The organism is Pseudoalteromonas byunsanensis, from assembly GCF_001854475.1.
Taxonomy (GTDB): domain Bacteria; phylum Pseudomonadota; class Gammaproteobacteria; order Enterobacterales; family Alteromonadaceae; genus Pseudoalteromonas; species Pseudoalteromonas byunsanensis.
Window position 1 is genome coordinate 315,788 of sequence record NZ_MNAN01000032.1, and the last position, 25,184, is coordinate 340,971.

Below are 25,184 nucleotides of genomic sequence, written 5' to 3' on the forward strand. Positions count from 1 at the left end.
CTCGAACCCGCGACCCCCGGCGTGACAGGCCGGTATTCTAACCAACTGAACTACCACTCCGCATTATTCTTGCTATCAGACTGCTCCCTGACAGCGGCGTGAATAATACGAATCGACCCCATGAGAGTCAACAGTTTTTTTGAAAAATACCCGCTTTTTTAGTCATCTGACATCGAAAGGTTCAAAATATCACCTGATTTGTCATTTTTTGAACCACTTTCCTCCTCGTTTTGTTTTTGAGTTTCGTTTTGAGGTTCTTGAGATTGTTTCTCTGTGCTCTTAGATTTCGCAAAAGGTAGTTTAAATTTAAAATTAAAATTAATCGGTTTATTTTGAACTAATATTCGAACCGCAGCCCAACCTGCTAATAAAACAAGTAGGTTCCCCACAACAATAACACTAACCACTAAAGGTGTATTGATCTCAGGTTCTGGCTCTGGCTCAGGGATGAGTATCGTATCAATTGGTACATGTAATTCTGGTACCTTCTCAATCGGCCTTTCAATTTCAAACTTGTATACAGGTAAGGTCGCCATAAACTCACGACCGTTAATATTTTCACCGAATGCGGAGAGCTCAACGCTATAACGGCCCCAATCATAGTTTTTAATAGCGAGGGTTCTAAACAAGCGCTCTTTGGGCTCAATGGTAAATGCCTGCTCTTCTCCATTTGGGTAGAAAATTTTACCTTGGAAAATAACACTTTCGGGCTTAACAATTTCATTATCGAGCTTGATCATCAATTCATGTTCAAACTCTTCGTTTTCTGAAAGGGTCAATTCGAAATTAAAAGGAGGCTCAGAAAGTAAAATAGGTTTGCCAACAACTTTACGTTTAACGAGTGGAGTTTCAATGAGAAACTCAGGCCGCCACTCTCCAGCTGGGAATGACAATTTAAACTCACCAGTGAAAACCCCATCTAATGGACGCTCATCAAACTCTCTACCATCGTCTTTAAATTCTGTAACGCTCTGTGTACCTGCACCAAAGTTATCATAGTTGTCATTATTGGTACTGACAAAATCAACTACTAACGAAATTACATCGCGAAAATAGCCAATTTCTATCGGTTCACCATCATTGGTAACGCGGCCCGTCACTTTTAAGGTTTCTCCCCTAAAAATAAGAGGTGGCAAAGGCTCAACTTCCAGCTCGATGTCACCCACAACCATCACTCGGCTACCATCTTGGATATTGCCTATTACTTGCCAAGGACCAGGTGTTGGGTTGGAGATCACGACCAAGTCAAAGCTGACTTCGTCATACCACTGTAAACTGTCATCACGCAATGCATGTGTTGCATAAATCTTGCTGCCATCAGGTTGAACCAATACGACAGCGGGGGAACCTGGCTTGCGGAAAAAAAGTAGCGATATTTTTTCAACTTCATGATCTATTCGAAAACGGTTATCCAGTAATGGGACTTCATTTGATACCCCATCACGCTCTAGCACTGTCACCTGAGGAGTGGCAAACGCATAAGTGCTTACCAAAATCATAAGTAGAGCGAACCACGACCGTTTCATAATTTACCTCACTATTTTTGCCATAAGGTTTCGCCATTTTTATTGACAACCTGTAGCCTGGCCACATGGGCCTGTAACTCTTCATCAGTGGCTTTGACAACTTTCAACGCAGGTCTATCCGCTGCTAAACGACGAATACCACCACTATCATTTTGCTCATTACTATCATTGCCTGTTGCTAGGTTCAATTTGACTTGACCGCCGGTCATACCCAGATAAACATCTGCAAGTATCTCGGAATCCAGTAATGCCCCGTGCAATGTTCGCTTTGAGTTGTCTATATCGTATCGTCGACATAATGCATCTAGGTTGTTCTTCTGACCTGGGTGCAAGTTTCGCGCCATAACAAGGGTATCCAAGACCTCACAGTAATCATGTGTTGCAGGGAAGCCTTGATTAAGCATAGCAAACTCATGGTCCATAAACCCAACGTCAAACGGCGCGTTATGAATAACCAACTGCGCACCTTTTATATAATCAAAGAACTCTTGGGCTACTTGATGAAAAAGCGGTTTATCACGTAAAAATTCATTGGTGATACCGTGAACATCAATAGCTTCTTCTTCTATTTCTCTTTGCGGATTAATGTAAACATGAAAGTTATTACCCGTAAGTCGGCGATTTACAAGCTCTACACAGCCAATTTCTATGATCCTATGCCCAGCTTTTGGGTCTATGCCTGTAGTTTCCGTATCCAGGACTATTTGTCGTTTTAGCATATCGTCTGCCGCCCAACTTTGTTATGGTTAGCCATTAATACATATATTCTACATAAAAACAGGTCTATTCGTGCAAAAAACCGTAGAGATTTATACTGACGGATCATGTCTTGGCAATCCTGGCCCTGGTGGCTATGGTATCTATATGAGTTATCAGGGCCATGAAAAAAAGCTCTCACAAGGCTATCAACTAACAACAAACAACCGAATGGAGATGCTTGCTGCAATAGTCGCGTTAGAAACGCTCACCAGAGCATGTCATATCATACTCTATACCGACAGTCAGTACGTTAAGCAAGGTATTGAATCTTGGCTTGAAAACTGGAAGAAGCGCAATTGGAAAACTGCCTCAAGAACCCCTGTAAAAAATGTTGATTTGTGGCAAAGGCTCGATAATGCTTGCCAAAGACACACCATCGAATGGCGTTGGGTTAAAGGGCATAGTGGCAACCAATACAATGAGCTGGTTGACGATCTTGCCCGTGAGGCTGCATCGTCTGATACGTTACTGATTGACGAAGGATATCAAGCCGAACCCGCGAGCAATTAAAAGCCGCCACTACTTTTCATTTGATGAGCGGGTTTGGGTTAGTCGTGCACTTTTCACCGCTGGCGCCCATTTCGGACGGGCGTGCCATTTGGGTTTTATCGGAGTCAGTGGCGCAACACGTTTGCGTGCAACGAGCATATAGCAGCTTCCCATAGGCTTTAAATACTGGCGACAAAAGCGTCGCCATGGGGCAAAACGTGACAGACGACTTCCCCGAGCCAGTGAAGCATAAATAAAACGTTCATCGGCTAAAATCTCGAACCCTAACAAGTCTAACCAGTCTTTAACCCTAGATGGGGTAAAAAATCGTCCTGACCAAGGAAGTTTCTCTTTACTAAAAGGCAGTAAATTCGCTAACCCACATAGGCTAAATGGATTAAATCCTGTAATAACTATGTAGCCGCCAGGAATAAGCGTGCGATGTGCCTCTCTCAATATATGGTGTGGATCAGAATGATATTCTAAGCACTGACTTAAAATACATGCATCAACGCTATACTCTGAAAAAGGCAGCTCATCTACTTCAGCTACTACGCCAACATGTTGTAACTTGTGCGGCGCAACACACACCTGATGCTTGATAGCACTCTTAGAGGTACTGATTTGACCGCTAAGACTCCCCAACTTCAACATATGATAACCGAACATCCTCGGCAGCCACTTGCCCACCCTTCTCTCTATGCCGACTCGTAAATAGTCGCCGTGAGGAAAATCTTGCCATTCAAGTGGCTTTGGACCTTGTTGAAAACTTAAGGCTGGTTTCATTGAGTTTGCCCGTTATACTAATGCTACCAATCACTTTATAGAGCAATCACCTATGGTGCAAGTAGAGCCAATAAAAGCTTTTCAAGATAACTATATTTGGGCTATCCGCGACACCAAGCAAAACCAAGTCTGGGTAGTTGACCCTGGACAAGCTGCTCCCGTAATGGAATATTTGCAACAACATAATGCAAGCCTGCAAGGCATCTTGATCACACATCACCATTGGGATCACACCGACGGCGTGGCTGAACTACATCGCTTTGCGCCAACTATCACGATTTACGGGCCTAAAAAATCACCTTTTAAAGGCGTTACTCAGCCACTGGTTGAAGGCGATGAAATTAATGTTCTAGGTGTAAAATATTCGATTATCGAAACACCTGGGCATACTCTGGACCATATATGCTACATTAATGACCAGCATAGTTTTACTGGAGACACACTATTTAGTGCGGGTTGTGGACGTCTCTTTGAAGGGGACCCACAGCAAATGTGGCAATCTCTGGAAAAGTTAGCTTCACTTAGTGATAACACTCTGATTTATTGTACCCATGAGTATACTGCTGCTAATTTAGCCTTTGCTCGTGCTGTTGAGCCACACAATAAGAATATTCAAGAGTATCAGCAATGGGTAAACGAAAAGCGTCACCAAGGCAAACCAACCTTACCCACCTCGATGGCTAAGGAACGTTTGGTTAATCCTTTCTTACGGGCTGAGCACGAACATATTAGTGAGCATATTCCCACCCAGTTCCAGCGCAATCACGATGAATCTTGGCTCGTTTTTGCCGCTTTACGAGCATGGAAAGACGCCTTTTAACCTATAGGCTATACTAACTACTTTAAATATATGTACTTAACAGGTAGTATTGGCGAGTTTTTGCTTGAGTAAAAGAAAGTTGCCCATGAATAAATTGTCTATTTCTATTGTATTGACAGCACTGCTTAGTAGCGGTTGTCAGACGTTGACCGCTGTCGATAAGAATACCGAAGAAACGGTATCCCAGCTCAATAGCGCAAGTCCTGCAGAGATCAGTGACACTTTATATAGTGCAATTCAAGAACAAATTGAAGCGGATGAACCGCCTCCTGTATTTGACGATGTATGGGAGCGTATTCGTTACCAGCTTTCTATTGATGTGCCACAAAATCGTCCTGTGGTTGCAGAAAGAAACTACTATCAACGTCATCAGGCCTATTTAGACAGAATTGCCAAGCGTGCAGAGCCTTATCTCTATTTCATTGTAGAAGAAGTAGAAAAGCGCCAAATGCCAATTGAAATTGCTCTGCTACCTATTGTTGAGAGTGCTTTTGACCCATTTGGCTATTCACACCGCAGCGCATCAGGGATCTGGCAGTTTATGCCACAAACTGGTGAGCGTTTTAACCTAAAGCAAAACTGGTGGTACGATGGCCGCAGAGACATAGTGCAATCAACTCGTGCTGCATTAGACTACCTGAGCTACTTACACAAAACTCTCGAAGGTGACTGGCTCAATGCGATCGCCGCTTACAATTCGGGCGAAGGTCGACTATTAAAAGCAATTAGAAAGAATCGTAAAAAACACTTACCTACCGATTTCTGGTCATTGGATTTACCGCAAGAAACAACTGCATATGTTCCTAAGTTACTGGCCTTGTCCGACTTACTAAAGCGACAAGAAGAGTTTAAGGTAAGCTGGAAAAAAATCATCAATGCACAGGTCGTTGAGTCTGTTGATATTGGTTCTCAAATCGACTTAGCAATGGCCGCTGATATGGCGGATATTTCTTTGACTGAACTGTATCGACTTAACCCCGCATTCAACCGCTGGGCAACCGATCCAAATGGTCCTCATTCATTACTTCTGCCGGCTGACAAAGTTGACGCATTTAAAGATAAACTCGCTGCAACACCACTTGAAGACAGACTTCGCTGGCAGCACTACGCCGTTAAGAAAGGCGACACTCTTTCAGTGATTGCGGCGAAGTTTTCGACAAGCCCCAGCGCAATACAGTCGTTAAACAAGTTAAACTCTCATATCATCCAAATAGGCCAGAACCTATTGATACCTCTTAGTGAGGGGAAACTTAAAAGTGAACACTTACCAACTGATGTTCGTAATGCGGTTGCTAAAACGCCCCAAGCTCAGAAAACACACATTGTCACAAACGGTGATACCTTGTGGGACATCAGTCGTGAGTACGATGTGACCATTAAACAGCTTGCTCGTTGGAACAAATTAAAATCCAATACGATTTTACGTTTAGGGCAAAAGCTTACCATCTACCAAGAAGCTAAAACTGAAAAAGTGGCTGACACCAATCGTACCATTACTTACAAAGTAAGACGCGGAGATTCATTGGCTCGGATCGCTTCTAAATTCAACCTTACGGTTAAAGAGATAGTAAAATGGAATGACTTAGCGGGACAAAAATACTTATATCCCGGCCAAAAGTTAAAGCTCAAAGTAGATGTGAAAAACTCTTAAAAAAAGCGCCAGTGGCGCTTTTTTTTATAAATGTGCGGCCCAGCGCATCAACCATGGCGCTGTAGGTTCCCACGGTTCAAAATGTTCACAGGCATCTATATCTAGGCGCTCAACTGGAACTGTTGCATTCAACTCTTGTACCAAAGCGTCAATCTGGCGCCCCGCACCGCAAAATGTTTCTCCATAGCTGATATCACCCAAGCCGATCACGCCAACTTTTTTATTGGTCAACATTGGAAATTGGCTTTGCATTTGCGTAAATAATGGCTGCAAGTTTTCAGGTAAGTCCCCCGAGCCAGTCGTTGAGGATATAAACAATATATTGCTGGCATTTTGAAGCTGTTCCAGTGTGCCTCCCTCATACACAGTTGCTTCATGACCAAGACTAAGTAATTTATTTTTTACTTCGATTGCTAAGTTATCGGCATTGCCGTAAACACTGCCTACAAAAATAGATACTGACGCCATTATTCATAATCCTTTTCAGTATTTGGCCAGCCCAATTGCGCACAAATTGACAACATGCGTTCTCCAAGGCTCGCTTTAATCGTTATGATTTCATTTGTATAAGGATGGATAAACTTAAGTGAAGTTGCGAACAACATCAACCTTTGTAAACCAAAGTGCTCAAAAAAGAAGTGATTATGTTTATTATCACCGTGATTCACATCGCCGATAATCGGGTAAGATAAATGTTTGAGGTGGCGACGAATTTGATGCTTTCTCCCTGTTTTTGGAAAGCACTCAACTAAAGAATATCGAATACTGGGGTATTTACCAAATGGGATCGGCAAAGTTGCCTGATATAAGCAATTAAACTGCGTTTGCGCTTCCTGTGGTGCTTTATTTTGATCCGCAAATTTATCTGCTATTTTATCTAGCTCTTCTTTAAGAGGCTTATCCAAATATACGGACTCTGGTGCAAATCCTCTCACTAGCGCTAAATAACGCTTTTCAATCTTGCCCTCAATGAATACCTGATTCATGTCACGTGCAGCCTCAGAGCTCAAAGCAAACAGCAATACACCAGATGTTGGTCTATCCAAACGATGTATAGGAAATACGTGCTGACCAAGTTGATCCCTCAGCATTTGCATCGCAAATTGCGTTTCTCTTTTATCTAAAAAGGAGCGATGTACCAATAAACCGGATGGTTTATTAATTGCTACATAATTCTCATCTTGATAAATAATCTCTAGCATATTTTCCCCTGAGATAAGCTCTGATCTAACCTTGATAGGATATGCTTAACATCAGCAAAGTGGACATGTGTATGTAATGAGACATCAGCCATCGGAGCCAGTGCAATGTTACTTGGCAAATCTTCATGGTGGCTGAGTAGCTCCAACATTTTCGGAATGAATACGAACTGTAGCCACTGTTCAAAACGCAATGTATCGCAACAAAATGGCTGAGTAGATTGCAACAAACTAGGTTCAATTGCCTGTGTTTGCCACAATGCAGCTGATTTTAGTGTTTGCTCCAACTCTTGTACAAGTTTCATAACATGTTGATGAAACAGACTGTGCATTATCAAAACTCAATATACATATTAATGACGCAATTATACCTAAACTGTCGATCTTTACCCATAGCTTGCTTATCAGATCCACTAATAACGGGTATAATCTCGCGCTCTAATCATTAAGTGGGTGAATCATGACAGCGCAAATTTCTACTTTAGGCGAACTTTTGAGTGCAGCAGGCACACAGTGGCGAGTATATGATATTGGCCGCAGGATCACGAAAATAGATAAACAACACTTTGCGCAAATTGAAACAACACAAACCCCCTATCCTTTCCCCTTGGGTGGACATGCATTACTGGCGATTCAGTTTTGGGATAACCAAGCTACTGTCGACCCCTATGTTTGGTTTTTAAAATTTCCTCTAGATGAGCAGAGCAAATTGATTGTGGCTAGTCGCGATCACTTTGCCAGTATGGTATTAGAAGCTTTAGGAACGGAGCTAACCGGACAACAAGCCGAGGGAAAACTAGACAATAACCCCTATGTTTTTACGCCCAATGCAAACAAGTTAGCCGCTTTCAATGCATTGTTGAAAACTGAGCTAAAACGCCCAGCATCTCAGTACTATGAGTACAGCGAACTGTACTTTTCTGGTAAATTGCCCGTTGAAGACTGGCAAAGCCTCGCAATTCAAGGTCTTGCAGACTTCGCATTTCGCCTTGACCATGGCCAAAACAGTGAGAACTTACAAGCCATTTGGGCCTCTTTGCCACTTGAGGTTAAGCAGCCGCTCAGTGCTATGCTGGAACATGTCGCTATCGACATCCGTTTCACAGAAAAACTACAAAGTGAAATAGATTCTTGTCTCAGTGAGCAAAACCTTAATGCTCTAATCTGTAACCTTAGAGCAATCTCTGGCAGTAATGCTCAAGGCCTATTAGCACAATGCGTTGATACCATACTGGACAGTGAATACAGCACTGAATCTGACGTATTACTCACTTTGGCCGGGCGCTGTTGGGAAACATTCTTAGACTCGCAGCGACTGTTTAAATTTTTAGAATGCGCTGCACAGAACAGCAAGCTCGAGGGGCTATTTGCAAGTATTTTTGCAGATCTAGTTGCAATTCCATCATTGCGCCCACATGTTTTAAGCATTCTAAGAGCAGAAAATCGCAGTGACAATTTGTCTCGCGCTATAGGCAGGTTATTTTCATAGATGGCAACACTTTGGCTTTTTATTCTAGTAGGTGCGGTGATAGCACTATTTTGGAGCAGTCGGCAAGCTGCTGAAGCTGCGAAAGATCACGCACAACATCAAGCAGACAAACTGCAAGTTCAACTGTTGAGTGTAGCGTGTCAAAAGCGTCGCTTGGGCATACTCAAAAATGGTAAGCCTGGTATAAAAAGCCAGTTTATTTTTGAATTTAGTTCCGATGGTGAAACGGTTTATCAAGGCGTATTACACCTTGAAAATAGCCGCTTGGTTAAAGCTGATGTTCCCCCTCATCGTATAACTACCTAACGATATAAAATTTATTGATTTCAAGATACTAGCAAACTATTCTAGTAGGCTTTCGCTTACTAAGGATAGCTCGCTTGTGAAAAAACCATATTATTTGCAATCAGGTAGCACTATTGCGGTTGTTTCCCCATCTTGGGGGGGACCCGCAACCTTCCCACATATTTATCAGCAAGGCATTGATAATTTAGTATCGCTTGGGTTCAACGTTAAACCCTACCCCACGGCAACCATGGATGCAGATACACTGTTTCAGAATCCTAAAGTTCGCGCTGATGACATCAACGCTGCGTTTTTAGACCCCGAAATCGACGCAATCATAGCCACGATAGGCGGTTCTGACTCTGCACGTATATTGAAATATTTAGACTTGGAAACTATCAGCCAGAATCCCAAACTTTATATGGGTTACTCTGACAGCACGTGCTTAACAACAACACTGAATCAATCTGGAATTGTTACCTTCAATGGACCATCAGTGATGGCTGGATTGGCGCAACTACATAACTTTGATGATAACTATCAAACCTACCTTAAAGCATTTTTAACAACCAACCCCGCAAAGCGCATGCTGCCCACATTTAGTCACTTTTGTCATGGCTACCCCGATTGGGAAAATACAAAACACACAGGCCTATGCCACTCATTTATCAAAAGCAGAGGGCCGCAGGTATTGCAAGGAAATACTCAGGTCACAGGCAGGTTATTTGGTGGGTGTATTGAGGTGTTAGAAATGCTAAAAGGAACGAACTATTGGCCTGCTACAAATTTTTGGCAACAAAAAGTCCTATTTTTGGAAACCTCACAAGAAAAGCCGTCAGTAGAATATATCCGTTATTGGTTACGCAATTATGGGGTGATGGGTGTATTTGAACAACTTAGCGCACTGCTAATTGGTCGTCCTAGAGACTATAGCGAACACGAACAGCTTCTCTTGGAAGAAACAGTGCTAAATGTGGTCAAAGAAGAGTTTAATAACGACCAACTCGTGGTTATTGCAAACTTAGATTTTGGTCATACCGATCCGCAAGTCATACTGCCATTGGGCATTCAATGCCAAGTAGATCCACAACATGGTTCTATTACGCTAGTAGAAAAGGTTTTCAATGACCGATGAGGTTGGATTGTACGAATAATAAACGCAAAAAAAACTAAGGCGCAACCTTTGTCGCGCCTAGTTCTGACTACATCCATGATGGGTTTTCCGTTCCCAATGCGTGAAGCCACCTTTTTCTTCATCCCCTGAACGGGTATACATCCTAGTCATACCCCGATACCATCCTTGCTTGCTTCCTATATCACGTCCTGTGACTTATCCACTTGCCTACTTGGCCTCCTCTTCACTCATCCTGAGCGCTCCTTAAGCAGCACGCCATGTGCCTGTCCTGCCTTCCTTGTGTATACCTTCCTGATATACGCCCACTTCCTGTGAGTTCCTAAATCAATCCTTGCTCCTTTATGCTCCTTGCAATTGCAGCTTACCTTAACCCTCTGCACTCCACTCCATTTGCGATTCCTATCGCTTTGTCTTCCTGACATGATTAAGTTTACGCTGTTATTCGTGTTCCAAAAGGCAAAAAAGAAAATATTCTCATTGAAATATTATTGCAAATAAAATAAAGATATTTAATTACAACAGGTTAATGTAAAAAACAGGACGAATAACAGCAGCACAAAACACCTTAGCTCACATTCATGTAGGAAAAGTCTTACAACTAGTTTTCCGATCCGTCCGATTGTTGTGTCTTAAATAATAACTCTCCCGTCACTTTCTCAAACGAAAGCTGCTTTATTACCTGATATCCATGCCCCAAAAAGAAAGCTTTTTGGGAAGTTTGTGTAATAAACACGGCCATTCCATTGATATCTTTATTGCTTGAGATCAAATCATCCAATCCGCTAAGTAAATAATGACCGAGCCCTTGTCCTTGTACATGAGGATCAACGGCGATAAAGGCAAGAAAATAGTAATGCCCATATTCTTCTAAAGCGGCTCTAATGGTATTTTCTTTTTCGATTAATTGCTGGGTCTGTAAATATCCAGCGCTTAACATTAAACGCAACCGCCAATGCCAATATCGCGATGCTTGTAGCTCTGTTTCCGACTCAAGAACACATGCAACCGCGTATAAATTTGAACCATCAAACAAACCCACCATCGGCTGGCGGCCCTGACCAAAGCTTGCAAGCTCTTCTCGAATGAAAGCTCTTAGCTTCATTTCATAGCTACTGTCATCTTTTGCAAAGAGCACACTGCGCAACACGTCATCATCGTGATACGCCTGATACAATAAGCTTGCTGCGACACGCATATCTTCTGGTGTTAAGTATTTCACTGCTAGGTTTTGCTGCTGTAGAACGCGCATAATTTCCCCTTATGTTGTTGTTATTAGGGCGAACGGATTGTTGTTAAGTGCACTGTCTACTATAGTTACAGAGTGTTTTTTAGGCAACTTACGGAGTGATTTATGGATACCTGCAAGCATAACCTTGCCACTTTATTTGCTCAATTAGGATTGGACAACTCACCTGACCAAATAACGAAGTTCGTTAACAAGCATCGCATTGCTGACGATATGTTACTCGCTGAAGCGCCTTTTTGGAATGAAGGTCAGCGGCACTTTATCGAAGAGTCTTTGCGTGAAGACGCGGATTGGTGTGAACTGATTGATGAACTAGATGCCATGCTACGCTAACATTTTTAGCTATGGTATGATGCGCTTTATTTGTGTGGAGTAAAGCGCATGCATCCTGCAGTACAAAAGGCAATCGCCGACCTAGTTGCAGAAGGTAAAACCCCAAGTGTTGCATTAACCAAAGCCCGTTTAAGTGGGTCTATCCCCATGCCTGTCATTATCGCAGGGATCAGTGCCTACAAAAATAATCCAGATATAGTAACACAGCCTTTGCCACCATTTTCTGAGCAAGACACCCCCTCTGGGCAGAGCCAGCTTGATAGAATCGAGCAAAAGCTTGATAGATTATTATTCCTATTAGAGAAAAGCTAATATGTTTGTGGTTGATTTAACATTCGATTGCTATCAAGACACGACCCTCGATTTGGCGGAAGTTGCCATCAATCGAGTGGTTAATGCACTGCGTTTTAATGGCCAAATCATCGGGGATGAATTTCCAACCGTGCTAAAAGATGGCTACTTTATTACTCGGGTTATGTGTCCACTTGAAGATGCCTTGCACCCGCTCAACCATAGCCCTTTTGTTAAACATGCCATTGACCAATTGCAAAAGGCTGGATTACTTGCGCCCAAGGTCAAAGTCATAGGACAGGATATCCACGCCAATGGGGCGGATCAGTGTGCCCAGCCCTCAAGCTACATTTTGTATACCACATATGTGCATACATGTAGCCCCTTGTACTGTGGTGACGACTTTTTACCCGTGCCACTTTACAAGATCCCTGCCATAGCTAATGGCGACTATAAAGCCCTTATAAAATGGCAAGAAGACTGGCAAGCTTGCGACCAAATTCAGATCAACGGCGCGACACGCTGTGAATTTGCTGCGCTAGAAGAAATATCAAGTACCAGCAGTGATCTATTCAGAAGAGGGATGGATCTCTCAAAACGGATCCGGTTTTTAACTAAAAAGCCTGTGTACTATTATATATATCGCGTAGGCGGTGAGAGTTTTGAAGCAGAAAAGCAGCGTAAATGCCCTAGCTGTCACGGCGAATGGGCACTCAATGAACCTTGGTTTGGATTATTTGATTTTCGCTGCGACAACTGTGAACTCGTGTCAAATATTTCCTGGGATTTTCAGTAAACTAGAAACTTACTTGCTGCAAAAAATCCGCTAAATCCGGCGCTAACACATGGTGTGGTGGTTTACCGACATATTCGAGGCACACCTCACCACTGTTTAGCTTAACACTGAGCAGCAAATCATCTTGTTCTGTTAAGCCTATAAATACAGTCTCTTCTTGTTTTAGCTTTCTTTTCATCAAAACATGGCCGGTAATATTTTGCTGTAGTCGCTCATAATCTTCCTGATTCCACGCTTGCAACAATTCGACTTGATGCCCTTCTATGGTGCCAACAATATTGCCCGCAAAAAAACTACTATAGTACTCATCCAATGCTGTGGGAAAGGCGCATTCCAGTGCCATTGCCAATTGCTGCAAATTATTTTCATTGGGCTGTGGCGCTGCTTGCCATTGAATACGCTCATCATCAATGGGTTCTCCTACTTCACAAGGGCTTGGCCATTGAGGGTCATAGTACATACATGGTAATGACTGATGCTCCTGCTGATAATGCACTGCAAAATTTTCATGTAATTGAGATAAAATCTGGTTTATAGCCATATACTGCCAACCGTGTTGGGATCCGTTATAATATTGCCATTGTAACCACAAATGGTGAAACATGACAGATTACACAAATGCCCCTGAGCTAAAAGCCTCAGTCTTAGGTAAAACGACCGAATATGCGTCACACTATGATGCTACTTTGCTGCACCCAATCGCGCGTAAGCTCAACCGCGATCAAATCGGGGTAGATGAATCAGCCCTCCCTTTTAAAGGAGAGGACAGTTGGACCGGTTATGAGCTTTCATGGCTAAACCTCAAAGGTAAGCCGCAGGTTGCAGTAGCAAGCTTTGTATTTCCTTGCCAAAGTTCACATATTATTGAGTCAAAATCTTTTAAGTTGTATTTGAATAGTTTTAATCAGAGCCAATTTGAAAGTGCCGCAAAGGTACAAGCTATTCTCACCCAAGACTTATCTAACGCAGCAAATACACAAGTAGAAGTGACGCTTTATAAGGCCGATGACTATGCTTGTTTGCCATTTACCAAGATGCCAGGTGAGTGTATTGATGACCTGGATATTGAAGTAGATATCTACAGCCCTCAAGCGGGGATCTTAAAAGGAACCGGTGAAAACAAGGTCAGCGAAACGCTACACAGTCACTTGTTAAAATCAAACTGTTTAATCACATCCCAACCTGATTGGGCCAGTATTGTCATTTCTTATACTGGCACACAGGTTTGTAGAGAATCTCTATTACGCTATTTAATTTCTTTTCGCAGCCATAACGAATTTCACGAGCAATGTGTTGAACGTATCTATTGTGAACTTATGAACACGTTTACCTTTGAAAAGCTTGATGTCTACGCCAGATATACGCGACGCGGCGGTTTAGATATCAACCCTTATCGTTCTAGCGACCAAGATAAAACGCCATTTCAGATCCGCATTAATCGCCAGTAAAACTGCGCACAGGCACTTTAATTGCGCATACATCTGCATAATTGGGCTTGGCCACAAACCAAGCCTCAGGCCTGTTTTTTCTAGCCTCTATCAACGCCTTGAAGTCTTTTGTATTTGTATCAAACACTTTAAATCTAAGCTTATCTTCTTTGCTAACATCAGCTAGCACTTCCACACTGGTGATAGGATTAAACACTTTTCCAGATTGAGCCGTTCGATCGAGCCGCTGAATATGCTCCATACCTTGCAATACTTGACCAAACACCGTGGTGTTTTGATCTAGATAACGCTGCGGCGTTAGTGCGATGTAAAACTCTGTGCCGCCAGAGTTAGGTGCATCTTCTCGTGCCATAGCAAAAGCACCTGTGCAGTGAGTTTGCCATGTGTGTGTACCGCTCGCATTTTGCGCAACGGCAAAGCTATTTAAAAACCCAGTTCGCTCAGCATAGCCATCGGTCATATTTAGCGCCGTAATGCTAAGGGGAGTTTTACTTTTATGAATAAATTCTGCGGGTAGTTGCCTTTTAGCTTTAAGAGGCTGCTTTTGACTAGTTTCATCACCTCCTTGCGCAACAAAACCTTCCACAAATCGATATACATTTAATCCATCATAGAACCGTTCGCGTGCAAGTAGCTTGATATTATCAACATGCATAGGCGCTAGGAATGGATTGAGTTCAACATACACCGCCCCTGTTGCCAGCTGTATTTTCAATACATTTTCAATATTCACTGTTCGCCAAGCCGATTCACTAGCTTGGGCAACGATCTCGTGTGGTGCTTTGCTTGCATTAGCGTGCACCTGCAAAGCGCTCAGTACCAACACACCGCTCACTAAGTAACGATAAATAGACATGACATATTCCTTTTTATTGTTATTTTTATTGTTATTTTTATTGTCTAAGAGGTTCTGTGACTGTATCAGTCCCAATCAAACTTATACAGTAAATCTATACTGTCATATAAGCCACTGGTTGCTTCAATATAGAGCTTTGAAAATACTCTATAACGAACCGCTATTTCACTCAATGAGTCAAACACGCCCACACGATAACTGACTTGCACACTGGGTGTCAGATATCCAGACACTTCAACCTTAGTCGACTCACCACTGCCTCTTGCACCAAGTGATACATCACTAAATCCGAGCTTTTCACCTGTTTTGGCCACGAGGTTTTCACTACGATTTAACCCCTGAGATAACAACAATTGTGTCAAGATAGCATTGTTTGAGCTTTCCCCTTCGCCAAGTGGTTCTCCATTGAGTAAATAAGCGAGTGCTTGAGACTGATCCATCACAGGTTGTGAATAAATTGAAAAACGTGGTGTACTAATACTCCCAGACAATTCGATCCCCGCCTCGACCCCATCGGCAGTCACTTCTGGATTACGAATAGCACGAACGTTTAAATAGGGTTTATCCAGCGCACCATTAAAGCCAATTTGCCCTGTTTTTATGATTAAATCCTGACCGAAGGCACGATAACGGCCCTCAAGCAGTGATAACTCGCCACTGGCAAGAAGCGCCATAGCAGGCACCTTTGTCATATCTAAATGACCTGCTATATAACTGTCCAAACCTAAGGCCTTTATTCTGAAATCATCGCCCACTAGTACGTCCACATCGATAGAGTATGCAATAGGAGAGCGACTAACACGTTCTTTTTTAGCATCAACAATGATCTGATCATCAGACACTTGAATAGCTCCCGCTGGTATATCTTTGATTTCAATACGTCCATAAGGTACTTGTACTTTACCCACTACCGAGGCTTGATTATTACCATAATCGACCGTAATATCCGGGGAGATTGTCAACTCAACATTCGTCTCTGGTGAGAGTAAAAAATCTTGCCCCTGAGCGGTAACACGTGCTGTAAGTTCCGGCTCCCAAGCCATTGTTCCGTCCAACGCCAAACTGCCGCCTTGCTCACCTTGTAATTGCCCTGTAAGAAAGCCTTGCTTGCCAGCAAATTTAATACCCAATGTCGACGAAACTAAAGAAATAGGAGATATTGGACTGGCAAGTGCAATGTCTGAAATGTTAACTTCACCTAATACTTCTGGACTGCTCATGTTTCCAGATAGAGTGATATCACCACTAATATTCCCCGCCAGCTTTACCGATTGCTTTAAATTTTTGCTTAAAATCGGCGCCAGCGGTGACAAAGACATGTGTACAATTTCTACCGTTGCTCGCACTGAATCGGTATTTTTCGCTGCTAAAGGAAACTCTAGTAACCCCTGAATTCGTCCCAATACAGATGAATTAACTTGCCAGTCCAACTTTGCTAGCTGCTTGTTACTTGTCAACTGCGTGCTCAAATTCTCAACTGGCAACGTGTGTGTTTGTCCCTCATGCTGACTATGCACCTTGAGCTGTTGCATTTGTAATTGACCATCCACCTTTTTCAGCTGACCGTCATGCCAAGCAACTGACAACGTTCCATGGGCAAATCCATCTAGTTGCGCTTTATCAGCAAGCCAATGGTTGACATCTTTGAGCATAAACTGATGCACATGCGCATCTGCACTGCCTGCGCCACTGGTTATATCCTGCTTACCCGCCACACAAACTTTGCTATTAACCAGCTGCCAACAATGATTGTCCACACGAGCGAAATCCTGAGATACGCTAATATTCGCTGACTCTAACAGCGTCAGCATTTGTTGCTGATAAGTCAGTTTTGCATCGCTGAGCACACCTTGCCATTGCTGGTTATGCCACCCTCCATTGGCTTTGAGTGATGCTTGTAAATCGCCCTTAGTATCCACCGTTACCGTATGCTGGGACTTATCGCCCTGTAACGCGACACGAACATGACTCATTTGCGAAGTGCCGTACTGAATATTACGGGCCTTAATCTGAGCATTGGTCGCCCAATTAGCTGCACTATCCGTTTGTACCTCTAAATTCACATGACTCGCTATCACACTATCAAAAGCAAATTGTTCAATCTCTAAAGTCGCTTCAACTTGTGGCGCGCTATGCGCTCCGCTAATCATCATCTTGCCTGTTGAAACGAGATCAACTGGAATTAACGCATCATGTTGATGATTAACATCTATTTCTCCTGATAACGCCAGCTCTTGTCCTAATTTACCAGACACCTGTAGCTTACTTTGTCCATAGCTCAAAACCAGTGTATTGAGCTGTCCCTGCAAATGTTGATTTAGGTTGAGTTGGGCGTGGGCGGCAATGTCTTTACCCAGCAACTTTCCTGAGACTTTCAACGCGTCCACGTCTAACAGCCATTGCTCCCCTTCTAAATTGAAGTTAGCTGTCAAATTTGCGCTAAGTTCAGTATCGGGATAATCCGGCAAAAATGTTTTTATTGGTAAAGGACTTAACTGCGTTTCTACTTTTCCACTCACCCCTTGCTGCCAGTTGAGCTGTGCGGCCAATGTTGAAACAGACTCTTGCCATTTTAACTGAGCTGCGCTGATATTAAGATCGGTCAATGTCCCTTGTAAGTTGGTAGTAAATGCAATTGGGATGTCTGGCGAAGTACTCCCCTCAAGTATCAATTGTGCTGAGTAATCATTAGCATCACCGACTACACTCATTGAAGCTTGCTGGATTTGTAACTGCTCTAATGGGACCTGCAACAACCCACCAAGGTGCCACGACTGAGCATCAAATTGCATATAGAAAGGCCAGTTCGCGCTAGTTAAGTCTATTTGACCTTGCAGCTCACTTGGATACTCTCCACGGCTTTTAAGTTCTAACTTCAATTCAGATAAGGGGCCAAACGCATCTATTTGCAATTGATTATTCCCTTTGTCCAAAAGCACGCCCATTTGCAACTGCCATTTCTCAGACCAGCTTATTGTGCCTTGTGATTCAGCGCTGATACCCATCGCTTTTACAGCGAGTCTGTGCCACTTTAGCTGATGCGAGTTTACTTCTGCTTGGAGCACAAGCTCATCAATCACGGTCGTTTGTTTGCCTTGTATTACCTGTATTTCTTCTACCTTTAGCTCTTCAAGCGTTGCATCAACAGGAACAAACACAGGTGGAAGCTCTAGGCCAGCCAAACTAGTCGGTACAGGCTGGGGGTTATCTTTTGCAGCCACAGGTAGATTTAGACTCATTTGCTCAACAAGTAACTTACTTACATTGATATGCGAGTCTTGCCAATGTATTGCACTTTGCAGCTTTTCAATGGTAATGCGCTGCTGTTCAAAGGTGATATCAATGTGCTCCACATTGATATCGTTAAGCCCAAGAGACAGTGGCAAGTTTATGGTGGCCGTCGTTTGCGATTGTTCCTTTGCTGTTGGTTTAGAACTTTTCAAGGCCGCTTTTAACCGATCTGCAGATACATCTAGACAAACTGTTGCGCAACTAAACCATTCAAGTGACACACTAAGCGCCTGCGCGTTAAAAGCCAATTGCTCACTACTGTATTCCACATTCATTGGTGTGCCAGATAGCAACCGACCATCTGCCAGCTCTACCTTCAATCCCGGTATCGTATAATTTGCAATAGCCACCAATAAATGATGACCGGGCGCGGTCGCAATAATACAAAAAATAACCACCCCAACAGCTGCAAAGCCGCCGAGTATTTTTTTAAAACGTGACATACGTGACATTAAATTTCTGGCCCTATAACAATACTTAGACGCGTACTTTTACTTTCTTTACTTAACCCCCAAGCATGGTCAATACGAATGGGACCGACAGGCGTGAGGTAACGAATACCGAACCCAGCCCCCACAGACCATTTCTCAGAGAAATCATTTGTCGCTGTACCGGTATCAATAAATACAGCGGCGCGCCAACTGGGTAAAAACTGGTAGTTATATTCCAAAGAGCCGGTTACAAGGTACTTACCACCTATCTCCTTATCACCTTCTTTTGGTCCGATAGAACGATAAGCAAACCCTCGAATGCTTTGATCACCGCCAGCAAAGAACCGCATATTAAAAGGCACTTCATGAATATCATCCGCAACAATAGCGCCAAGATTAATGCGGCTAATCACAAAGTGTTGTTGTTGATAATTTCGTAACCAAGCATTATTCCAACGCGCTTTTAATAATGATGTTGATGACACCAACGAGTCGCTGGCAACTTCCAATGACAATAACCGCTCATTTGCCCAATACGGGGTTGTCCCCCCTTTTGTTTGCTTTTTAGCATAACTAACACCTGGCAGTAACATTTCGGTTTCTAACCGTTCGCCATCTTGCTCTGTGGTTTCATGCTCTCGCTTAATAAAGGCTGTGCGGATCCAGTTATCATCCGTTAACCATTGTCGCTGTAACTGCACGTTCCATATTTTGCTGTTGATCCCTTGTTGAATGTCATCATTGAATTGATAACCTCCAAGAATACGCCAAACATCGTTGTTAGGGTCTGCGACAGGAATTGTATAGCTGCCTGTAATGTCCTGGCGGCGCTCAGACACAGATAAATTACTTTCCAAAAAGTGCCCATCATCTGTGATCCAAGGTTTTGCCCACTTTAGACGAACTTTTGCACCAAGATCTGTACTGTATCCACCGCCGACTTCAAAACTGTTATCGGGCTTATCTATTACATTTACTTGTACTGGCAATACCCCATCGTGGCGATCTTTTAGCAAGGGATAAACTTTGGCAGAACGAAAATAAGGAGTGGCATTTAATGCTAGCGTGTAATCCGACAATAATGCCCCTTGAAAAGGGGTACCTTGCTGAAATGTCGCTAAAGAGCGTATATATTGCGTTGCTTGCGTATCTTTGCCCACTTGCAGCTCACCGAAGTGATAGCGCTCTCCCCCATCAAGTTGCCATTTAACTCTTGCTGTGCGTTCACTTTTATCAATTAACAGCTCACTGCGTTGCCATTTAAAATCAAAGTAACCACGCTCTAGCAACAAGCTCTCCAAACTTGATTTCGCCTGTTGGTAATGATCATGACGCACCGTTTGTCCGACCATTATAGGCAACTTTGCAAGTAAGCTCTTCAATGCTTTGTCATGTTGAGCTGAGCCAATCAAATGCACTGATATTTCGTTCCAACTGAGTGGTTCATCTGCATCGATATTGACTTGTAGTGAGTTGCTGCTTGGCGTGGCAATAAAAGAAATCTGGCTATGATAATAGCCCAGCGCTTGCATTGCTTGCTCAACAGCTTGACGCAGTGGCTCTAATTGCTGTTGCTCAAAGGGCTGTTCTAAATAGTAACTGATATAGCCGCTAATATTATCTTCTAGATTGCTATTTACACCTTCTATATCAATACGCTGTAGTTGCCAACCTTCTGGCACTTGGGGTTGCGCCTGAGCAGCAAAGTGCGTATTCACCAATGCTACTAGCAGCAAAAATATAACGGCCTTAAACACTTACCATCTATTCCTTATGTCAAACTCTACATATTCTATCATATTCATACATAACCACCCTATGAACATTCGATGCACAATTATGGGCAAATTTCTCTCCACCTCTTTTTATTTGCTCGCGAATAGCCGACAATAGCCATAATTGAGTTACTTGGACCTAAATATGCAATTCCCAGATGATGATAACGGCCAACTTCTAGCCGAGATGGCAGAAGCAGGCATTGACCTTACGCAGTTTCACACGGTCGATTTTTTCATTCTCTTTGAGCAAAAACCTCAGGCAGAGTCATTTATAAAAGCAATTTCAGACGATGAACTTGCGCCACATACCCAACTACAACAGTGCAAAGATACTGGTGTTTGGGAAGTCATCACATCTGTAAAAATGGTGCCAGAGCATCAATTGCTGAGCCAAACAGAGCAATACCTAGAAAGCATTGCCAATGGTCATGAAGGTTATGGTGACGGCTGGGGGATCATGGCCTCAGAATAACCAAGTTTAATCCTAGAGCCCAGTGAGTAGGTTCTAGGATTTATCCGCAATTCGATACAGCCCCTGATAATCAAATATTTTTTCGCTGACTTGCCAACCGTATTTTTTGTGCTGTTTCGCCACCACAAAGTCTGGTGCTTCTAATAGGTGAGACATTTCATACACTTGTTGTGCATTTTGCCAACTAACTTGTAAATTTCTACCCTTCACTCGTCGGCCAAATTCACGATTAAACACGAAGCGGCTTTTGGGGTTAACAAAGTCGTATACTTCATCACAACTTGCACCATCTTCATCAAAGTAAGTAACTTTGAACTGTTGCGCCTTGAGTAAGGAGACACTTAACCCACTGCATCTAAGTACCATGGCATTTTTTAGATTTAGCGCGGCACGCAGCTTATCGTCAGGGTCTGCCATGACTTCACCACAATGTAAACACAACCTTGCTGCAATATCGTTTTCTCCGCCACATGCTTGGCACTCTTTAAAACGGAAGCGATAATCGCACTGTTGCTGATCAGGTGGGTCTCCAAGTAAGCCTTGGCATCGACGGCCATAATGTTCAATAAGTTCTCCTTGCTCATTAAGCTGCCCCCAGAAAATGTTTGCAAAGCCGCATCCAGGGCAAATAACCTGTACAGGCTCACTTTGGGAGTTCGGCTTCTTACTGCCAACTTCGGGGTGAAATAAATTGAAGTCGTTGCCTGCGTAATCAAGTACCAAGCAATCTTTTTTCCCTTGTGATAAACGCAGTCCTCTGCCAACAATTTGCTGATATAAACTGACCGATTCTGTCGGGCGTAAAATAGCAATAAGATCAACATGGGGCGCATCAAATCCAGTAGTTAATACAGATACATTTACTAAAAATTTTAACGTCTTATTTTTAAAATCTTTAATTATATTGTCTCTGTTAACAGTTTCTGTTTCTCCAATAATTAATGCGGCACTACCTTTAGGTAAATAACTAAATATTTCTTTTGCATGCATAACTGTTGCTGCAAATATCATCACCCCGCTACGTTGTTTACTCTGTTCGATAATATGAGAAATAATACTAAAAGTTGCACGAGTCTGAGCTGATAACAGGGTATTCATATCTTCTTGAGAATACCTTCCAAATTGATCACTTTTTAAGGAAGAAAAATTATAATGACTAACGGCTGGATCAACCTCTTTTGGAGGGGTTAAATAGCCATTTTTGATCATATAACGTAAAGGTAGCTCATAAATACAGCGCTTAAATGGGCTCTCAGATGTTCCTCTGACAAAACCGTGATAATGATTTTGGTATATCCATCCCATACCCAGACGGTATGGTGTTGCACTAAGACCCAATACCTTTAAATTTGGGTTATGGACTTTTAATGCTTTAATAACCTTACCATATTGACTATCTTCTTCTGCACTTACACGGTGGCACTCATCAATTATGACCAACGAGAAGTAGCTAGTAAGTTGCTCTAGGTTTCGTGCTATTGACTGAATACTCGCAAATGTAACTTGCTCTGATAAGCTCTTTTGTCCCAGTCCCGCTGAGAATATACTTGCTGATAAATCAAAACTGGCATATTTTTGCGCGTTTTGTTCTACCAGCTCTTTTACGTGTGCCAAAACAAGGATTTTGTGACGGGCAAGCCGCGCTAACTCAGCTATAACTAGACTCTTTCCAGCACCGGTTGGCAATACGATAACAGCGGGTTCATCGCTAAGTCGAAAGTGAGCAATGGTATTTTGAACGGCTTCTTTTTGATAAGGTCTTAGCGTATAGATACGCACCTCTCAATATTGCAAGCAGAGAAACGATTTGGCAATTATATACTTAATAAAATTAGGCTTCGAGACAAAAGGCCCATAATGGGCCTTTTTATAAATATAGCTGCTTAGTTTTTCGACTAGATAGTATAGTCGTCTAAATTAACACCCACGAATGCTTTTGGTGTTTTTCCGCGGCCAGTCCATTCAAATACTTCGCCGTCTTTTTCGATTCTATATTTAGGTTTAACTTTTGCACGTTTATCTACCGGTGCGCCAGCAACAAGATCATCAAGGGTTAAACCTTTTTCCTTGATCAGTGCTAATACTTCCTCTTTTACTTGCTGCTGTTCACGCTGAGATTCAATTGCTTCATTTATTAATTCAGCGGCTTTCTCTAAGTCATTAAAACTTGCAGATTTGATAAAAGATTTAATTTCTCGCATTGATGGTTCTCTTAAATTATCAGGTTAATACCTAAAAAAGGTATACTATAATCAAACTTTAAAAAGTGTGCACTCATATTTCAATTACTATATTTTTACATATAAATATAATAAAGCAAATAATATAAGATGGTTCTGATAAAATATTTAGAAATGTGAATAAAATAGGAGCAACAGAACGTTACTCCTCAGGCATAGTGAAGTTATAACGCGACTACATTTTCCGCTTCAGGACCTTTTTTACCTTGCTTAATATCAAACGACACGGCTTGACCATCACTCAAAGTGCGAAACCCTTCACCCGAAATAGCACTGAAGTGTACAAACACATCAGGACCGTTCTCTTGTTCAATAAAGCCGAAGCCTTTTGATTCGTTAAAAAACTTTACTTTACCTGTTTTAGAATTAGACATACCTATTATTCCTGTAAGTCAGATCAATTTAACACTCGCCTTGAAGGCTTCCTCCTTGAGCTTGCGCCGCAACCCGTCGGAATAATAAATACAGCAAAAAACACCTTATGCTCACTAACCCGTAGCTAATGAAGCTTCCTTACCGCAACTCTTACATCCATAGAACAGCAAAAACTCAAAGCATTCTAAGCCTAACATATAAAATGACCTACAGTACAAATTCCCATCAAAATTAATAATTAAATAATATGATGAAATAAAAAAAGCGCACTAACATGTGCGCTTTTTTTATCTAATTCAAAATGTTATTGATTGCTATCAGACTACTTCCCAGGATATTACTGCTCCGGCTTTAATCGGAACAACATGGCTATCCCCTAACGGATAACTTTCAGGAACTGTCCAACTTGATCGTTTCAACGTCACGGTATCTGCATTACGTGGTAAGCCATAAAAATCAGGACCAAAGTGACTGGCAAATCCTTCTAACTTATCCAACGCTCCTGCGTCTTCAAACGCTTCAGCATATAATTCAAGTGCAGCGTGTGCCGTGTACGCGCCCGCGCAGCCACATGCAGCTTCTTTTTTATCTTTTGCATGAGGAGCAGAGTCGGTACCTAAGAAGAACTTTTTATTGCCGCTGATTGCTGCAGCTATTAACGCCTGTTGGTGAATGTTGCGCTTCAATATTGGTAAACAATAATAATGTGGTCGAATACCACCTGCTAACATATGGTTTCGATTATACAGCAAGTGGTGCGCCGTAATTGTTGCTGCCACGTTATCTGAGGCTTTTTCTACAAACTCCACAGCATCCTTAGTGGTTATATGCTCAAGCACAATCTTAAGCTCTGGGAATGCAGCCACGACCTTAGCAAGCTTTGTCTCAATGAATATCTTCTCTCTATCGAAAATATCAATCGCAGAGTCTGTCACTTCACCATGGACCAACAACAGCATCCCAACTTCTTGCATTGCTTCAAGAACAGGATAAATATTTTCAATATCTGTTACACCAGAGTCAGAGTTTGTCGTTGCACCTGCGGGATATAACTTCGCTGCAACAATATGACCACTGGCCTTAGCTTTTTTAATTTCTTCTGGTGTAGTGTTGTCTGTCAGATAAAGTACCATAAGTGGCGTAAAATCACCCTGTGGCTGTGCTGCCATAATACGTTCTCTGTACGATAACGCGGTTTGTGTACATGTAGCCGGTGGCACTAAGTTAGGCATGATTATAGCGCGTCCCATATAGCGGCTAATATCTCTTACGGTATCTTTTAATTGTACACCGTCACGTAGGTGAACGTGCCAGTCATCAGGTCGAGTAATTGTAAGGGTGTCTACTGTACTTGTCATTGCTCATTTTTCCACGGCTGAATTTGCCCGATCATAGGCAGTTAACAACATAGAGTAAAGTTTTTGCGTTCACTCATCCCAACAAATAGCTTATTTGTTTCTAAAATGCTTTTTTTTGCGCAATAATGTG

The 25,184-nt window shown here is 42.4% G+C and carries 26 protein-coding genes; 11 read left to right on the plus strand and 15 right to left on the minus strand.

The features are described from left to right. Positions 1-158: 158 nt before the first annotated feature. Positions 159-1,526: a TIGR03503 family protein gene (locus tag BIW53_RS13425; protein ID WP_070992520.1), complete on the minus strand. Its 1,368-nt coding sequence runs from the start codon at positions 1,524-1,526 to the stop codon at positions 159-161. Positions 1,527-1,537: 11 nt separating this feature from the next. Further along, positions 1,538-2,245: a DNA polymerase III subunit epsilon gene (gene dnaQ, locus BIW53_RS13430; protein WP_070992521.1), complete on the minus strand. Its 708-nt coding sequence runs from the start codon at positions 2,243-2,245 to the stop codon at positions 1,538-1,540. Positions 2,246-2,315: 70 nt separating this feature from the next. On the opposite strand from dnaQ, the gene rnhA reads away from it, so the two are divergent. After that, positions 2,316-2,795, plus strand: coding sequence for a ribonuclease HI (gene rnhA / locus BIW53_RS13435; protein WP_070992522.1), 480 nt, complete (start codon positions 2,316-2,318; stop codon positions 2,793-2,795). Positions 2,796-2,804: 9 nt separating this feature from the next. Here the strand turns inward: rnhA and BIW53_RS13440 are convergent, their stop codons facing one another. Next, positions 2,805-3,560, minus strand: coding sequence for a class I SAM-dependent methyltransferase (locus BIW53_RS13440; RefSeq protein ID WP_070992523.1), 756 nt, complete (start codon positions 3,558-3,560; stop codon positions 2,805-2,807). A 52-nt stretch (positions 3,561-3,612) separates the two neighbouring features. On the opposite strand from BIW53_RS13440, the gene gloB reads away from it, so the two are divergent. Both gloB and BIW53_RS13450 read left to right on the plus strand, forming a co-directional pair. Further along, complete coding sequence (gene gloB / locus BIW53_RS13445; protein WP_070992524.1) at positions 3,613-4,380, plus strand: hydroxyacylglutathione hydrolase; 768 nt, start codon at positions 3,613-3,615, stop codon at positions 4,378-4,380. An 85-nt stretch (positions 4,381-4,465) separates the two neighbouring features. After that, positions 4,466-6,031, plus strand: a complete 1,566-nt coding sequence (locus tag BIW53_RS13450; protein WP_070992525.1) for a lytic transglycosylase — start codon at positions 4,466-4,468, stop codon at positions 6,029-6,031. 24 nt (positions 6,032-6,055) lie between these two features. Here BIW53_RS13450 and BIW53_RS13455 read toward each other — a convergent pair whose 3' ends face one another. Genes BIW53_RS13455 through BIW53_RS13465 form a run of 3 tightly spaced genes read right to left on the minus strand, consistent with a single transcriptional unit; the run spans position 6,056 to position 7,535 of the window. Next, entirely contained in the window at positions 6,056-6,499 is a 444-nt protein-coding gene (locus tag BIW53_RS13455) for a flavodoxin (RefSeq protein WP_070992526.1), read from the minus strand. Then, positions 6,499-7,233: a tRNA pseudouridine(65) synthase TruC gene (gene truC, locus BIW53_RS13460; protein WP_070992527.1), complete on the minus strand. Its 735-nt coding sequence runs from the start codon at positions 7,231-7,233 to the stop codon at positions 6,499-6,501. Before truC ends, BIW53_RS13455 begins: the two co-directional genes overlap by 1 nt. Then, positions 7,227-7,535, minus strand: a complete 309-nt coding sequence (locus BIW53_RS13465) for a YqcC family protein (RefSeq protein ID WP_245699414.1) — start codon at positions 7,533-7,535, stop codon at positions 7,227-7,229. Before BIW53_RS13465 ends, truC begins: the two co-directional genes overlap by 7 nt. 155 nt (positions 7,536-7,690) lie before the next feature. Here BIW53_RS13465 and BIW53_RS13470 point away from each other — a divergent pair, with 155 nt between their 5' ends. The 3 genes from BIW53_RS13470 (at position 7,691) to BIW53_RS13480 (ending at position 10,139) form a co-directional block, all read left to right on the plus strand. Next, on the plus strand, positions 7,691-8,719 hold the full coding sequence (locus tag BIW53_RS13470) for a DUF3549 family protein (protein ID WP_070992529.1): 1,029 nt from the start codon (positions 7,691-7,693) through the stop codon (positions 8,717-8,719). After that, complete coding sequence (locus tag BIW53_RS13475) at positions 8,720-9,025, plus strand: DUF3301 domain-containing protein (protein WP_070992530.1); 306 nt, start codon at positions 8,720-8,722, stop codon at positions 9,023-9,025. 76 nt (positions 9,026-9,101) lie between these two features. Further along, positions 9,102-10,139 (plus strand): S66 family peptidase, encoded by a 1,038-nt coding sequence (locus BIW53_RS13480; RefSeq protein WP_070992531.1) that lies wholly within the window; start codon positions 9,102-9,104, stop codon positions 10,137-10,139. Between the two features lie 598 nt (positions 10,140-10,737). On the opposite strand, the gene BIW53_RS13485 is transcribed toward BIW53_RS13480, so the two are convergent. Further along, the gene (locus tag BIW53_RS13485) at positions 10,738-11,388 is read right to left on the minus strand and encodes a GNAT family N-acetyltransferase (RefSeq protein WP_070992532.1); all 651 of its coding nucleotides are present in this window, start codon (positions 11,386-11,388) and stop codon (positions 10,738-10,740) included. Positions 11,389-11,490: 102 nt separating this feature from the next. On the opposite strand from BIW53_RS13485, the gene BIW53_RS13490 reads away from it, so the two are divergent. The 3 genes from BIW53_RS13490 to BIW53_RS13500 are packed head-to-tail and all read left to right on the plus strand — an operon-like array spanning position 11,491 to position 12,805. After that, the gene (locus tag BIW53_RS13490; protein WP_070992533.1) at positions 11,491-11,718 is read left to right on the plus strand and encodes a DUF2789 domain-containing protein; all 228 of its coding nucleotides are present in this window, start codon (positions 11,491-11,493) and stop codon (positions 11,716-11,718) included. Between the two features lie 48 nt (positions 11,719-11,766). Continuing rightward, positions 11,767-12,030 (plus strand): hypothetical protein, encoded by a 264-nt coding sequence (locus BIW53_RS13495; protein ID WP_070992534.1) that lies wholly within the window; start codon positions 11,767-11,769, stop codon positions 12,028-12,030. Position 12,031: 1 nt separating this feature from the next. Then, complete coding sequence (locus BIW53_RS13500; protein WP_070992535.1) at positions 12,032-12,805, plus strand: Zn-ribbon-containing protein; 774 nt, start codon at positions 12,032-12,034, stop codon at positions 12,803-12,805. A 1-nt stretch (position 12,806) separates the two neighbouring features. On the opposite strand, the gene syd is transcribed toward BIW53_RS13500, so the two are convergent. Continuing rightward, positions 12,807-13,346 carry a SecY-interacting protein gene (gene syd, locus BIW53_RS13505; protein WP_070992622.1) on the minus strand — a complete coding sequence of 180 codons (540 nt, stop codon included), beginning with the start codon at positions 13,344-13,346 and terminating at the stop codon, positions 12,807-12,809. A gap of 61 nt (positions 13,347-13,407) precedes the next feature. On the opposite strand from syd, the gene queF reads away from it, so the two are divergent. Beyond that, positions 13,408-14,253 carry an NADPH-dependent 7-cyano-7-deazaguanine reductase QueF gene (gene queF, locus BIW53_RS13510; RefSeq protein ID WP_070992536.1) on the plus strand — a complete coding sequence of 282 codons (846 nt, stop codon included), beginning with the start codon at positions 13,408-13,410 and terminating at the stop codon, positions 14,251-14,253. Here queF and BIW53_RS13515 read toward each other — a convergent pair. The 3 genes from BIW53_RS13515 to BIW53_RS13525 all read right to left on the minus strand — a co-directional run bounded on the left by BIW53_RS13515 (position 14,240) and on the right by BIW53_RS13525 (position 20,588). Further along, positions 14,240-15,109, minus strand: a complete 870-nt coding sequence (locus BIW53_RS13515) for a peptidylprolyl isomerase (RefSeq protein WP_070992537.1) — start codon at positions 15,107-15,109, stop codon at positions 14,240-14,242. The genes queF and BIW53_RS13515 overlap by 14 nt on opposite strands. Positions 15,110-15,174: 65 nt before the next feature. Next, complete coding sequence (tamB, locus tag BIW53_RS13520) at positions 15,175-18,843, minus strand: autotransporter assembly complex protein TamB (protein WP_175442141.1); 3,669 nt, start codon at positions 18,841-18,843, stop codon at positions 15,175-15,177. Between the two features lie 8 nt (positions 18,844-18,851). Beyond that, a complete protein-coding gene (locus BIW53_RS13525; RefSeq protein WP_070992539.1) occupies positions 18,852-20,588 on the minus strand; it encodes an autotransporter assembly complex protein TamA in 1,737 nt (578 codons plus the stop codon). 163 nt (positions 20,589-20,751) lie between these two features. On the opposite strand from BIW53_RS13525, the gene BIW53_RS13530 reads away from it, so the two are divergent. Beyond that, positions 20,752-21,081 (plus strand): ribonuclease E inhibitor RraB, encoded by a 330-nt coding sequence (locus tag BIW53_RS13530; protein WP_070992540.1) that lies wholly within the window; start codon positions 20,752-20,754, stop codon positions 21,079-21,081. Positions 21,082-21,114: 33 nt separating this feature from the next. On the opposite strand, the gene radD is transcribed toward BIW53_RS13530, so the two are convergent. From radD to pyrC, 4 genes are all read right to left on the minus strand, one after another. Next, positions 21,115-22,860, minus strand: a complete 1,746-nt coding sequence (gene radD, locus BIW53_RS13535) for a DNA repair helicase RadD (RefSeq protein WP_070992541.1) — start codon at positions 22,858-22,860, stop codon at positions 21,115-21,117. 116 nt (positions 22,861-22,976) lie between these two features. After that, on the minus strand, positions 22,977-23,282 hold the full coding sequence (locus BIW53_RS13540) for an H-NS histone family protein (protein WP_070992542.1): 306 nt from the start codon (positions 23,280-23,282) through the stop codon (positions 22,977-22,979). Between the two features lie 203 nt (positions 23,283-23,485). Continuing rightward, complete coding sequence (locus BIW53_RS13545) at positions 23,486-23,695, minus strand: cold-shock protein (protein ID WP_070992543.1); 210 nt, start codon at positions 23,693-23,695, stop codon at positions 23,486-23,488. 318 nt (positions 23,696-24,013) lie between these two features. Beyond that, positions 24,014-25,054 carry a dihydroorotase gene (gene pyrC / locus BIW53_RS13550; protein ID WP_070992544.1) on the minus strand — a complete coding sequence of 347 codons (1,041 nt, stop codon included), beginning with the start codon at positions 25,052-25,054 and terminating at the stop codon, positions 24,014-24,016. Between the last annotated feature and the right edge of the window lie 130 nt (positions 25,055-25,184).